This is a genomic window from Daejeonella rubra (assembly GCF_900103545.1).
Classification (GTDB): Bacteria; Bacteroidota; Bacteroidia; order Sphingobacteriales; family Sphingobacteriaceae; genus Daejeonella; species Daejeonella rubra.
In genome coordinates, this window is record NZ_FNHH01000015.1 from 16,863 (window position 1) to 31,540 (window position 14,678).

At 39.3% G+C, this 14,678-nt stretch carries 10 protein-coding genes; 9 read left to right on the forward strand and 1 reads right to left on the reverse strand.

What is annotated here, in order from left to right:
- Positions 1-77: 77 nt before the first annotated feature.
- Positions 78-1,733 (reverse strand): M28 family metallopeptidase, encoded by a 1,656-nt coding sequence (locus BLR27_RS11180; protein ID WP_090704920.1) that lies wholly within the window; start codon positions 1,731-1,733, stop codon positions 78-80.
- A gap of 152 nt (positions 1,734-1,885) precedes the next feature.
- On the opposite strand from BLR27_RS11180, the gene BLR27_RS11185 reads away from it, so the two are divergent.
- The 9 genes from BLR27_RS11185 (at position 1,886) to BLR27_RS11225 (ending at position 14,590) form a co-directional block, all read left to right on the forward strand.
- Complete coding sequence (locus BLR27_RS11185; RefSeq protein ID WP_090704923.1) at positions 1,886-2,866, forward strand: deoxyhypusine synthase family protein; 981 nt, start codon at positions 1,886-1,888, stop codon at positions 2,864-2,866.
- A 248-nt stretch (positions 2,867-3,114) separates the two neighbouring features.
- Entirely contained in the window at positions 3,115-4,389 is a 1,275-nt protein-coding gene (locus BLR27_RS11190; RefSeq protein ID WP_090704925.1) for a cytochrome c3 family protein, read from the forward strand.
- A gap of 47 nt (positions 4,390-4,436) precedes the next feature.
- A complete protein-coding gene (locus BLR27_RS11195; RefSeq protein WP_090704927.1) occupies positions 4,437-7,457 on the forward strand; it encodes a TAT-variant-translocated molybdopterin oxidoreductase in 3,021 nt (1,006 codons plus the stop codon).
- Between the two features lie 21 nt (positions 7,458-7,478).
- A complete protein-coding gene (nrfD, locus tag BLR27_RS11200) occupies positions 7,479-8,957 on the forward strand; it encodes an NrfD/PsrC family molybdoenzyme membrane anchor subunit (protein ID WP_090704929.1) in 1,479 nt (492 codons plus the stop codon).
- A gap of 2 nt (positions 8,958-8,959) precedes the next feature.
- Positions 8,960-9,496: a DUF3341 domain-containing protein gene (locus tag BLR27_RS11205; protein WP_090704930.1), complete on the forward strand. Its 537-nt coding sequence runs from the start codon at positions 8,960-8,962 to the stop codon at positions 9,494-9,496.
- A complete protein-coding gene (locus BLR27_RS11210) occupies positions 9,480-10,073 on the forward strand; it encodes a c-type cytochrome (protein WP_090704932.1) in 594 nt (197 codons plus the stop codon). The genes BLR27_RS11205 and BLR27_RS11210 overlap by 17 nt, the downstream gene beginning before the upstream one ends.
- A gap of 17 nt (positions 10,074-10,090) precedes the next feature.
- On the forward strand, positions 10,091-11,311 hold the full coding sequence (locus BLR27_RS11215) for a quinol:cytochrome C oxidoreductase (protein ID WP_090704934.1): 1,221 nt from the start codon (positions 10,091-10,093) through the stop codon (positions 11,309-11,311).
- Positions 11,312-11,351: 40 nt separating this feature from the next.
- The gene (locus BLR27_RS11220) at positions 11,352-12,680 is read left to right on the forward strand and encodes a cytochrome c oxidase subunit II (protein ID WP_090704936.1); all 1,329 of its coding nucleotides are present in this window, start codon (positions 11,352-11,354) and stop codon (positions 12,678-12,680) included.
- Between the two features lie 2 nt (positions 12,681-12,682).
- The gene (locus BLR27_RS11225) at positions 12,683-14,590 is read left to right on the forward strand and encodes a cytochrome c oxidase subunit I (RefSeq protein WP_090704937.1); all 1,908 of its coding nucleotides are present in this window, start codon (positions 12,683-12,685) and stop codon (positions 14,588-14,590) included.
- The last annotated feature ends 88 nt before the right edge of the window (positions 14,591-14,678 follow it).

Here is a 14,678-nt window from a genome sequence, read left to right on the forward strand (position 1 = left end):
ACAGTTAAATACTGATTTGTCATCGTGGCGGATGCCACGACTTAATACTCGAAAAAAGGCAGGCATTTTTAAGATTATTATTTTTTCTCCCGAATTGCTTTAAATTCAGATCCTTCTTTCCACTGTGGCATCTTTTCTTCAAATGCCAGTCTTTTACCTACCTGGAATAGTAGTTTGATGTCATCTATTCCACTTTCGAATGTCCACTTTGCCGGATCATATTCATCTGAGGGGCGGTGATAATGTTTCTCAGTATACTCATCATCTGCCTTTTGTCCATAACCAGGTTCTTTTCCAATAACATCTACCCCATTGGAAGTATACAATGCAGGAATACCTGCTTTCGCAAAATTGAAATGGTCGGAACGGTAATAATATCCCGCTTCCGGATGGGTTTCGTAAGAAATTACGCGCCCCGCTTTTTCAGCTGCTTCCTTTAGATATTCTTCCAGCTCCGATTGTCCCTGCCCAACAATGATGATATCTTTGGTTTTTTCAAATGGATTCACACCGTCAATATTGATATTAGCTACTGTTTTTGCTGCCGGATAAATTGGGTTTTGAGCATAATATGCGGATCCCCAAAGGCCTTGCTCTTCAGCAGTTACTGCCAATAATATGATCGTTCTTTCCGGCTGAACTTTGAGGCTTTTAAATGCTCTGGCCAGTTCAATTAGACTAGCAGTGCCACTGGCATTGTCAAATGCTCCATTGTATATCGAGTCGGCGGTTTCATCCGGAGTCCCAATTCCCAGATGATCCCAATGTGAGGTGTAAATGATCACTTCATCCGGACGTTTGCTTCCTGTTATTTTTCCGATCACGTTCATGGATTTATTGAAGGTGGTCTTAACAGCCAGACTGGTACTTAATTTAAGATCCAGAGAAACGGCTTTAAATCCTCTTTTATCTGCCTGAGCAAAAAAGCTTGATGAATCCTGGCCTGCTGCTGCAATTAGTTTTTTAGCTGCAGGTAGAGATAGCCAGCCGTTGATGTCGGTATAGGAATTGTTTTTACCACGGTCGTCAAGCCTTAGCTTGGAAGCATTCCAGCTATTCTGTACTACTTTGAATGGATAACTTGCACCTTCTGTGGTATGCACAATCAGACATGCCTTTGCTCCCTGACGTGCCGCTTCTTCAAATTTATAGGTCCAGCGCCCATAATAGGTCATGGTCTTACCCTTGAAAAGAGTGGAGTCTCCTGCTGCAAAGCCCGGATCATTCACCATCACCATCACTACTTTTCCTTTTACATCCAGGCCTTCATAATCATTCCAGTTATGTTCTGGTGCATTTACACCATAACCTGCAAATACTACTTCAGTATTCTCCAGACTTACTTTATCCGTAATTTTATCTGTCCAGATCACATAGTCTTCAAGGCCTTTTAGCTTAAAGCTGCCTTTTGATGTGTTTACCTGCATTTCCGGTGCTGCCGTGGTTTGGATATTGACCATGGGTACTTCCTGAATAAAGCTATCTCCATTTCCAGGTTCCAGGCCAACTGCTTTGAATTGTTTTTGCAGATATGCAATCGTTTTAGTCTCACCCTGCGTAAATGGTTTGCGGCCCAGAAGCGAGTCGTTGGAAAGCTCGGCAACATGCAGCCTCAAACTATCGGCGCTAAAGGCAGAAAGACCATCATCGTCGCTTACTTTAGGATTATTTTGATTGCAGGCAGCTACTAACACTACACCTGCAAGTACATAATATTTTAGGTTTTGGATCATAATTGGTTGGTTTTAAATGATAAATATAGGTAGTGACCTTAATATTAAGAAATTAATGATTGTATCACTTATTTTAGCTCAAATTCACGTGCTTCACATAAAACATTCGCCCATCCGGAGGAAATATTTATTTTTGTCAATAAAATAATATTATGAGTGTAGAAAGAGGACCAATATCCCAATTTATAGAAAAAAATTACCTTCATTTCAATTCCGCTGCTTTGGTGGATGCTGCAAAAGGGTATGAAACCTATCTTGATGAAGGTGGTAAAATGATGATCACTTTGGCTGGTGCCATGAGTACCGCTGAATTAGGTATTTCCCTTGCTGAAATGATCCGCCAGGACAAAGTATCGATCATATCATGTACCGGAGCTAACCTGGAGGAAGATATCATGAATCTGGTTGCTCATTCACATTATAAGCGTGTTCCAAATTACAGGGATCTAAGCCCTCAGGATGAATGGGACCTGTTAGAGAACCACTATAACCGTGTAACGGATACTTGTATTCCTGAGGAAGAAGCATTCAGGAGGTTGCAAAAGCATATTCATAAATTATGGAAGGATGCGGATGATTCAGGTGAGCGCTATTTCCCACATGAATTTATGTATAAAATGCTTTTGAGCGGAGTATTGGAGCAATACTATGAGATCGATCCTAAGAATTCATGGATGCTTGCCGCTGCTGAGAAGAATTTGCCAATTGTTGTACCTGGATGGGAAGATTCAACGATGGGGAATATTTTTGCTTCTTATGTGATGAAGAAAGAACTGAAAGCTTCAACAATGAAGAGCGGTATCGAGTATATGGGTTGGTTAGCCGACTGGTATATTGCAAATTCAGGTGGTAAGGGTGTGGGCTTTTTCCAGATAGGAGGGGGCATTGCAGGTGATTTCCCTATTTGTGTGGTACCAATGCTATATCAGGATATGGAAATGGAAAACATTCCATTCTGGGGTTATTTCTGCCAGATCTCAGATTCTACCACTTCTTTTGGATCCTATTCAGGCGCAGTACCAAATGAGAAGATAACATGGGGTAAATTGGATATTCATACACCTAAATTTATTGTTGAATCTGATGCAACTATTGTTGCACCACTCATTTTTGCCTGGGTATTGAAACAATAGTATTTCTAAAATTATATGCAAATGCCTGCAGAGTGCAAAAAATCATATTTTTAGTAAAATCAGTTAAATGAGTGAATAGGCCAAGTTTTTCAATATAATTTAGAATGATTATAAATTGATAAAATAGGTCATGTTAATGTCATCCGTAATTGAATAAACTATACTTTTGTCAACTGAAAAATGTTGATAACACAGAACTATCGACTTTTTAATTATACGTTTCAAATTTTAAGCATTAAATACTCAATATGAGAAGCATCTCATTGTTTTTTAGAAGTGTTACAAAATCACTGATACTGATTTCTTTTCTGAGCGCGGCGGCTGTAAATTCAGCGAGTGCACAGGATGCGGCAGCAGGGGCAGCGATTTTTAAGCAAAAGTGTACCGCTTGCCATGGCATTGAAAAAGCGGTTGTAGGTCCGGCCTTAAAAGGTGTAGACACAAAGTACGATGAAGCCTGGCTAATCAAATGGATCAAGAATGCTCCTGCATTTATTGCTTCAGGCGATGCTAAAGCTGTTACAGCGTCTGCGTACTCTCCGGCTATGATGTCAGCCTTTCCTGAATTGTCAGATGATGACATCAAGAACATAATCGCTTATGTTAAGGTAGGAGATCCGAAACCGGCAGCAGCTCCAGGCGCAGCTCAGGCTGGTGCAGGTGGTGCAGCAGATCAGGGAGGTGTAAGTAACTTCATGTTATTCGGCCTTCTTGCTGTAATTATCATCGCATTTCTTGTCATTTTGGTCCTGAACAAGGTTATCAAGACGCTGGAGCGTGTTATGCTTCAGAAAAAAGGAATAGAAGTTGAAGAAGAAGAGGCGGCAGATAAAGATCGTTTCGCCGGATTAAAGAAATTATCCAAAAACAAAAAATTCATTCTCTTCATAGTTTTATTGTGTATTATTTTCCTTGGTTCAGCCGGATGGAAAGGTATGTGGGAAACAGGTGTTCATACAGGTTACCAACCGGTTCAGCCGATCAAATTTTCTCATCAGCTTCATGCTGGAGTAAATAAGATTGATTGCCAGTACTGTCACTCTGGTGCATTTACGTCAAAAAATGCTTCAATACCATCACTTAATGTTTGTATGAATTGCCATAATTACGTTACGGCATCAGAAAAGTATGATGGAAAGACCTCTCCTGAGATCATGAAAATTTACACTGCTCTTGATTACAATGAGGATACTAAACAGTATGGTGAAAATACCAAACCGGTAGAGTGGATCAGAATACATAATTTACCTGACCTGGCTTACTTCAACCACTCTCAGCACGTTTCAGTTGCTGGTATTGAATGTCAAAAATGTCACGGACCAATTCAAACGATGGAGGAAGTTTATCAATATTCTCCGCTAACAATGAAATGGTGTATCAATTGCCATAAGCAGACAGAGGTTGATCACAAGGATAATCCTTATTACGATAAGCTGATCGCTGCGCATGACAAATTGAAAAAGGGTGAGAAAGTTACAGCTGCTGTCTTAGGTGGTTTGGAATGTAGCAAGTGTCATTACTAAGAATAATAAATTTTAAGATAACATACGTATACAGTTATATAGCTTAAATGGAAAGCAATAAAAAATACTGGAAAGGTTTAGAAGAGCTGCAGAACACCAAAGATTTTGCTGAGAAGAGCAAAAACGAGTTCGCTGAACCGCTTCCAATGGAAGAAGTTCTGAATGAGGCAGGTTTAAGTACCGTAGCCCCACGACGCGATTTTTTAAAGGCACTTGGATTTGGTTTGGGTGCAGTAACCCTCGCTGCATGTCAGAAAGTTCCGGTTCATAAATCAATTCCCTACCTGGTAAAACCTGAAGAAATTGTACCTGGTATTCCTAATTATTATACATCTACCTTCAATGGTCACAGTGTTCTTGTAAAAACACGCGAAGGCCGTCCGATTAAGATAGAAGGAAATCCTAACTGTATTCTGAGCAAAGGTAGTTTAGATGCAAAAGGACAGGCTTCAGTTCTTGATCTTTATGATGTTTCAAAACTTAAAGTTCCGGTTTTGAATGATGCTGATTCTAATTGGGAGAGCATCGATAAATTTGTAAAAGAGGAATTATTAAAGGCAAAAACAGGAGGCAAAAAGATCCGTATCGTTTCTTCTACTGTCAACAGCCCTTCTACTAAAGCTGTAATTGCTGACTTTACTGCTCAATATCCAAATACAAAACATATTCAGGTAGATGCTGTTTCCTATACCGGAATTATAAAGGCTAACGAAAATAGTTTTGGAAAAGCGGTGCTTCCAAGATATCGTTTTGACAAAGCTGATCTGATCGTGAGTTTCGGAGCAGATTTTCTTGGAACCTGGATCTCTCCATTAGAGTTCAGTCGCCAGTATGTTTCCAAAAGAAATAACGCCTCTTTAGAAGGTAAAAAGATGTCCCGTCATATTCAGTTTGAAACGGGAATGAGCTTAACTGGCTCTAATGCAGATGCACGTCTTCCATTAAAACCATCTGAAGAAGGTATTGCCCTTCTTAATTTATATGCTGCACTTGGAGGTGTTGTAACAGGTTCTAAGCCTCTTGCAAATAATCAAAATGCTGAAAAGGCTATCGCACTTGCTGCAAAGGAACTTTCAGCTGCTAAAGGTGCTTCACTTGTTATAAGCGGATCAAACGATGTTTCAATTCAGATAGTTGTTAATGCCATTAATGCTTTATTAGGCAGTTATGGTACTACAATCGATCTTGACAATCCTTCATACCAGTATGCTGGAAATGATGCAGAGTTTGTTGAGTTCGTAAATGAAATGAATCGCGGTGAAGTAGATGCAGTTTTCTTCTTAAATAGTAATCCTGCCTATGAATTTAATGATGCAAAAGCATTTACTGATGCTTTGAGCAAAGTTAAATTACGCGTTTCTTTTGCCGATCGCAAGGATGAAACAGCTTCATTATGCCAGGTAATTGCTCCAAATCATCATTACTTAGAGTCATGGGGCGATTCAAATCCTGTAGAAGGTTATTATACTATTGTTCAGCCTACTATCAATCCTGTTTATAACTCTCGTAGTGCTGAGCAGGGATTATTGATCTGGTCTGAAAATGCAGTTACAGATTACTATCAGTACATACAAAACAACTGGTCTAGATCAGTTCTTGCTCAATCAGGAACAACCTGGAAAGAGCTTTTACAAAAAGGTTCAGTTACTCTTCCTGCAAGATCTGCAGGGGTTTATTCATTCTCACGTGAATTGAATTCAGTTGTTCAGACCATTATAGCTGAAAGCAACAGCCTTGCAAAAGGTGGCGAGAATGCAATAGAGCTTCATATTTATCAGAATGTAGCTATCGGCGACGGTAAGTCTGCAAATAATCCATGGTTACAGGAGTTACCTGATCCGGTTTCAAAAGTAACCTGGGACAATTACGCAGCTATCAATCCTAAGTTTGCTGAAAAATTAGGTATAGCTGAATTAGATCTTGTTGAGATAAAAACTGAAAAGTACAGTGTTACTTTACCGGTATTGCTTCAGCCGGGTCAGGCTAATGGAACTGTTTCTGTAGCTTTAGGATACGGAAGAGTAAAGGCTGGAAAAGCCGGTTCTGAAGTTGGTAAGAATGCATATCCATTCCTTCGCCTTGTAAATGCAACCTTGCAGATTTCAACTGCTGCAAGCATAAGCAAGGCTTCAGGTACCTATGAGCTTGCTCAAACACAAACACACCATACAATTGAAGGTAGAAATGTTGTTCGTGAAACAACCTTAAAAAACTTCTTAAAAGATCCAACTGCAGGTACAGGACATGCTCATGTTAATAAATATGATCTATGGAATGAATTTGAGCAGCCTGGTCACAATTGGGTAATGGCAATCGACTTGAATGCCTGTACAGGTTGTGGTGCTTGTATTGTTGCTTGTAATGCTGAAAATAACATTCCTGTTGTAGGTCGTGATGAGGTTCGCCGTCGTCGTGAAATGCACTGGATACGTATTGACCGTTATTATGCGATAAATGATGGTGATAATAAAGTAACCAAAGAAGATGAAATAAGTAAGCTTGAGAATCTTGATAACGTTTCTGTAATTCATCAGCCAATGATGTGTCAGCATTGTGATCATGCTCCTTGTGAAACTGTTTGTCCGGTACTGGCAACAGTACACTCTTCAGAAGGTCTGAATCAAATGGCTTACAACCGTTGTATCGGAACACGTTATTGTGCGAACAACTGTCCGTACAAAGTGCGTCGATTTAACTGGTTTAACTACTGGAATGATTCTCGTTTTGATAATTACATGAACAATGAGTTTACACAATTAGTGTTAAACCCTGATGTTACTACCCGTTCAAGAGGTGTAATGGAAAAATGTTCTATGTGCGTTCAGCGTATACAGGCTGGTAAGCTATCAGCTAAATTAGACAAGCGTAAGTTGAAAGATGGCGATATTAAAGTTGCCTGTCAGCAAACTTGTCCAACCAATGCGATCATCTTTGGTGACGGTAATGATCCTGAATCTGAAGTGTCAAAAGCGTTGAAAAGCGAACGTACATACTATGTACTGGAAGAGATCAACGTAAAACCAGGCGTTGGATATCAAACAAAGGTTAGAAATACTGTAGAGGTTTAATACAAGAAATTCAATAAAGATATGTCATCTCATCACGAGTCTATACTTAGAGAACCCTTAGTAACCGGTGAAAATATTACCTACTCCAAGGTCACCGAAGATATATTGGTTCCCGTAGAAAACAAACCGAATAAAGCCTGGTGGATTGGCTTTATAGTCTCTGCCATGGGTGCAGGCCTTTGGGTATTCTCAGTTAGCTGGACCTTCTGGTTTGGTATTGGAGAATGGGGATTAAATAAAACTGTAGGTTGGGCCTGGGATATTACAGGTTTCGTATGGTGGGTAGGTATCGGTCATGCCGGAACGCTTATCTCGGCCGTATTACTCCTTTTCCGTCAGAATTGGCGAAACTCGATCAACCGTTCAGCAGAGGCAATGACCATATTTGCCGTTATCTGTGCCGCTTCCTATATTATTTCACACATGGGTCGCCCGTGGTTGTTTCACTGGGCACTTCCATTACCGAATCAATACGGGTCATTATGGGTGAACTTTAACTCTCCATTGGTATGGGACGTATTTGCGATCTCAACATACTTCTCAGTTTCCTTAGTATTCTGGTATACTGGTTTACTTCCTGATATTGCTACTATCCGTGACCGTGCAATTGGTACCCGTCGTCGTATCTATTCTATTCTTTCTTTCGGATGGAATGGTTCAGTTAAAACATGGCAGCGTTTTGAATTGGTATCACTGATACTTGCAGGTGTTTCTACTCCGCTTGTACTTTCGGTACATACGATCGTATCCATGGACTTTGCAACATCGGTAATTCCGGGATGGCATACAACGATTTTCCCTCCGTACTTTGTTGCGGGAGCGATCTTCTCAGGATTTGCGATGGTTCAAACATTATTGCTTGTTACCCGTAAAGTAATGAACTTCGAAAACTACATTACGATGTTCCATATTGAATCGATGAATAAGATCATCATTCTTACTGGATCAATTGTGGGTGTGGCTTACTTAACTGAATTATTTATTGCCTGGTACTCAGGAGTTGAATATGAGCAGTATGCATTTTTGAACAGGGTTAGCGGACCATACTGGTGGGCTTACTGGATCATGATGACCTGTAACGTTATTTCTCCGCAGCTATTCTGGTTCAAAAAGATTCGTACAAGTATTGCTTTGTCCTGGTTATTATCAATTGTTGTGAATATTGGTATGTGGTTCGAGCGTTTTGTAATTATCGTAACCTCATTACACCGCGACTACCTTCCATCAAGTTGGGTAATGTTCTACCCTAGCTGGGTTGATGTGGGTATATTCATTGGTTCGATCGGTTTGTTCTTTACATTATTCCTTTTATTCCTCAGGGTATTGCCGGCAATTGCAATGGCAGAGGTGAAATTATTGCTTAAGAGTTCAAGTGATCAGGCTAAGCAAAAGCTGATTGCTGAGCAGGTAGTAGATAAAGGACAGGCGGATTACTACATTGAATCTCTTGAGAAATATGATAGTGTTTCACCGAAAGTTGCTGAATACGAAAAAGTTTAACGATGAGTAATATAAAATATATTTTAGGTCATTTTGCGGATCCGGATGATCTGATGCATGGAATAGATAAGCTTCAGGAGAACAACGTCAGTGTTTATGATGTTTATACTCCGATGCCTATTCACGGTATTGAAGATAAGCTTGGAATCAAGCGTTCACGCTTGGGTAAGGTGGCATTTGGTTTCGGTTTAACCGGAACGATCACTGCTATTTCAATGATCACTTACATGCTGGTTATTGATTGGCCAATGAATATTGGTGGAAAGCCAAACTTTGCTTTTCCTGATTTTGTGCCGATCATGTTTGAATTAACGGTATTATTTGCAGCCTTCGGGATGGTAGGTACTTACTTTTTTGTAAACCACCTGGCTCCCGGACGTGCACCAAGAGTAATGGATCTGCGTGCTACGAATGACAGATTTGTTGTTGCTATTGATGCAAAAGCAAATCCTTACCATGATAAAATTGATGACATTTTAAAAGAAGCCGGTGCTGTTGAAGTTAAGCACAACGAAAGGAAATATGTTAGTTATGAATAAGCTCCTAATAATTTGTACCGCTTTCTTAACTGTGGCAGCTGCTTCAGTTATTTCTTCCTGTTCAAATAATAGAAGTACAGGATTAGAATTTGCACGTAATATGTATGATCCGATTGCTTACAATCCGGATCAGGCAAATAAGAATTTTAAAGACGGAAAGACCGCACAAAATCCACCTGCAGGAACAATGCCTGTTGGATTTGATAAAAATGATGTGTATCCAAATACACTTGAAGGATATCAGGCAGCAGGCGCGTCATTAACCAACCCTTTACCGGTTAGTGTTCCAACTTTAGAGCAGGGTAAAACACTTTATCTTAACATGTGCTCTCAATGCCATGGTTTAGAAGGAAAAGGTGATGGATCAATTGTCAAGTTAGGTAAATTTCCTGCCCCGCCTTCTTATGGTACAGGAAATTCCTCAAGAGGTGGTTCTATGAAAGACCTTACTGATGGTAAGATCTACCATACTATTACACACGGTGTTAACCTTATGGGTTCACACAAATCGCAATTATCCCCTGAGCAAAGGTGGAAAATTGTTATGTACGTTCATGAATTACAAAAATTACAATAGTCAATTGCTAAAACCAGATGGGAAATCATAATCATACTCATAATTTCACTGAACAATTTACATTTTCGGGAAAATTAAAAACCTGGACTTTAATAGCAATAGTGGTTGGAATTCTTGCTATAGCCTTTGGTTTTGTTACAGGACAGCAGGAGCGTACTTTCGCCAATCTGCTTTTAATGGCTTATTACTTTACTTGTGTTTGTGCAACCGGTTTGTTCTTTATTGCTTTGCAATATGTAGCGCAGGCTGGATGGGCAACGGGATTGATAAGAATACCACAAGCGATGTCAAGAGTGCTTCCTATAGCATCTCTAATCCTTATTGTTGTTTGTGCTGCCGGTCTAATGACGCATAACTTATATCATCACTGGAATGGTGAAGGATTAACAGATCCCGCCAGCCCTAATTATGATAAACTTATCGCAGGTAAAGCAGGCTTTCTAAATGTGCCATTCTTTTTAACAAGACTTGTTTTATTTCTTGGTGCTTATAGTTTCTTTGCATGGTTATTCGCAAAATACTCTCAGCGTGAAGAATTGGAAGGCGGTTTAGTTTTCTATGATAAGAGCTTTAAATGGTCTGCAATTTTCCTGATTGTTTTTGGCTTTACAACTCCAATATGGGCTTTTGATACGATCATGTCATTAGAAGCTCATTGGTTCTCTACCATGTTCGGCTGGTATAACTTTGCTGCCATGTGGGTAAGCGGTTTATGTGTGATCACACTTATCGTGATCCTGATGAAAAAAGCCGGCTATTTGTCATGGGTTAACGAAAATCATTTACATGACCTTGGTAAATTTATATTTGCCTTCTCAATATTCTGGACCTATATCTGGTTTTCTCAGTTCCTGCTGATTTATTATGCTAACATGCCGGAGGAAACTGTTTATTTTTACAAGCGTTGGGAACCTGAATACCTTCCATGGTTCTGGTTAAACATAATAATTAACTTTTTGGCTCCACTCTTAATTTTGATGGCCAGAGATTCAAAGCGTCAAATGAATAGAATGATGTTCGTTTGTATCTTGCTATTGTGCGGACACTGGTTAGATTACTACATGATGATCATGCCTGGTACAGTTGAATCACATAGAGGCTTCGGAATAATTGAAATTGGAATAGCAGTAGGTTTTGTAGGATTGTTTACATTCCTTACACTAAACCAAATAAGTAAAAGATCTTTGGTGTCAACTAATCATCCTTTCTTAGAGGAGAGTATTAATCACCAGATTTAAACACAGTTCTTAATAGCAAAAAGAAAATACTACGAATAAAATGAGGTTAAGAGAAATTTTTAATATCAGAACTGTAGCTGCATTGCTAGTCATATGCACTCTTACTGTAATGGCAAATACATTATTTGCCCAGGTGCAGGACTCTACAGTTAGTTCAACTACAGCTGCGATCGATACTGCGGCAAAATCAGCTGTATCAGAGTTATCTCCATCGTCTGTACCATTGATCAGTACTGCTGTTGATACTGTTGCCCGTTACAAGAACATGCAACCAGTTGCAGAGACTAAGGATTATTCTGAAGCCTATCGCTCTGCTTCTTATTATCTGCTTATGTTTTTCCTTCTCTGCATTTTTGTAGCGATCATTGGAAAAATTCTTAAGGTTTATGAAATAAGCCGTGAGATGCAGGGACAGAAATCCAAGTTTGATAGCAGAAGGATCCATGGTGTTTTACTGGGACTATCTTTATTCGCTGGAATTTACGGTGTTTACTGGTCTTACTCAGTTCAGGGCCCGATGAGTATGCATGAATCTGCCTCAGTTCATGGTCTTGATATCGATTTCATGTTCAATATCACCCTGATACTAACTACAATTGTATTTCTTCTTACCCATATAGCTCTTTTTGGATTCTCGTTTAAATACAGAGGTTCTGAAAACAGGAAGGCTTACTTCTATCCTCACAATAATTCATTGGAAAGGATCTGGACAATTATTCCGGCCATAGTATTAACTGTTCTTGTATTGCTGGGATTCTTTACCTGGAGAAGTATTACTAATGTCTCTCCTGAAGATCAGAAGAAAGCGATCAATATTGAGGTTACAGGCGAGCAGTTTAAATGGAGCTTAAGATATGCCGGAGCCGACAACGAAGTTGGTAAGCGTAATTATAAATTGACTACACCAACCAACGGTTTAGGAATTGATTTTAAAGATCAAAAAAGCTGGGATGATAAGCTTGTAAGCGAAATTGTTATTCCGGTTAATAAGCCGGTTCGTTTTACAATTGGTTCTAAAGATGTACTTCATAGTTTCTACCTGCCAGACTTCAGAGTTCAAATGAACGCGGTTCCGGGTATGCCTACTTACTTCCAGTTCACTCCACGTTTGACAACTGCTCAAATGAGAGAGAAACGGAATAATCCGGAATATGATTATGTTCTTCTTTGTGCTAAAATTTGTGGAGCTGGACATTATAACATGCAAGCTAAAGTTACTGTTGTTTCTGAAGCTGAATATGCTACATGGATTGCTAAACAGGCACTTTATTACAATGATGACGTTAAAAAAGAACTTCAGCTGGTTGAGAAAAAATCTACTGAAGAAAACAATAAAATTGCTTTAAATACTAATACTATTATAAAATAATTATGGCAAGCACTGCAACACACGATTCAGCTGTACTTCACCAACACGATGATCACGGTCATGATCATGGACATCATAAAGAAACATTTTTAACAAAATATATCTTTAGCCAGGATCATAAAATGATTGCCAAACAATTTCTGATAACAGGAATAGTTATGGCTGTTGTGGCAATGGTATTATCTATTCTTTTCAGGCTTCAATTAGCATGGCCTGATAAAAGTTTTCCTTTACTGGAAACATTTCTTGGAGAAAAGTGGGCTGAAGGAGGACGTATAAAACCAGATTTTTATCTGGCTATTGTTACCATACACGGAACAATGATGGTATTCTTTGTGTTAACTGCCGGACTTAGCGGAACGTTTAGTAACCTTTTAATTCCATTACAATTGGGTGCCAGAGATATGGCCTCACCATTCCTTAACATGCTTTCATACTGGCTATTCTTTACTGCCTGTACTATTATGATGGCCTCATTCTTTGTTGAAAGCGGACCTGCAAGTTCAGGCTGGACGGTCTATCCTCCTTTGTCTGCTTTACCTAAAGCTATCAGTGGATCAGGAACAGGTATGACTTTGTGGCTTATTAGTATGGTCGCATTTGTTGCATCATCACTAATAGGAGCACTGAACTATATTTCAACAATTCTGAACATGCGTACCAAAGGTATGGATATGTGGAAAATGCCTTTGACCATCTGGGCATTCTTCTTAACTGCAATTGTTGGTGTTTTATCTTTCCCTGTATTAGTTTCTGCAGTTGTCCTTTTAATATTTGACCGTAGTTTTGGTACTAGCTTTTATCTTTCTGATATTGTTGTAGCTGGTCAGATTCTTCCTAATCAAGGTGGTAGCCCAGTATTATGGCAACATTTATTCTGGTTCCTGGGTCACCCTGAGGTTTATATTGTAATTATGCCTGCTTTGGGTATCACTTCGGAAGTAATTGCTACGAATTCAAGGAAACCTATATTTGGTTACCATGCAATGGTTTATTCACTGATTGGTATTACAGTTCTTTCCTTCATTGTTTGGGGGCACCATATGTTCGTTACTGGTATGAATCCATTCCTTGGTGGTGTGTTCATGATCACTACCTTGATAATTGCAGTTCCTTCAGCGGTAAAGACCTTTAATTACCTGGCTACGATCTGGAGAGGTAACCTGAGATTTACACCAGCGATGTTATTTGCTATTGGTTTGGTTTCATTCTTTATTTCCGGTGGTCTTACCGGTATCTTCTTAGGAAATGCTGCTCTGGATATAAATCTTCATGATACATATTTTGTAGTTGCTCACTTTCACCTGGTTATGGGTTGTGCTGCAATTTTTGGAATGCTTTGCGGTGTTTACCACTGGTATCCAAAAATGTTCGGACGTATGATGGATGAGCGTTTAGGGTTCCTGCATTTCTGGTTAACTTTTATTGGTGCTTACCTGGTGTTCTTCCCAATGCACTTTATGGGTATTGACGGAGTTCCTCGCCGTTACTATGCTTTTACTGAATTTGCATTTATGAAGGAATGGTTAACTGTGAATGTTTTCATTACATGGGCAGCAATTATTTCAGCACTTGCTCAGGTTGCGTTCTTATGGAACTTCTTCTATTCAATGTTTTATGGTAAGAAATCACCACAGAATCCCTGGGATTCTAATACATTGGAATGGACCGCACCTGTAGAACATTTGCATGGTAACTGGCCTGGAGAAATTCCTTCAGTTTATCGCTGGCCATATGATTATAGCAAGCCTGGTCATCATACAGACTTTATTCCTCAAACCACACCTTTTTCTGAAACAATGAGCTCTAACCTTCAACATGATTTTGAAGATAATCCTGAAGCTGAACGTATACAGGAGGAGTGGGAAAAAGAACATGCGAAAGAGCCAAAAACTACAGAGCAAGTTTAATTAAGAAACATATCAATAGTATAAACAGGCAGTATTAACGTACTGCCTGTTTATTTAAAGTAGATTCCGTATTTGCATTTTGAATGAA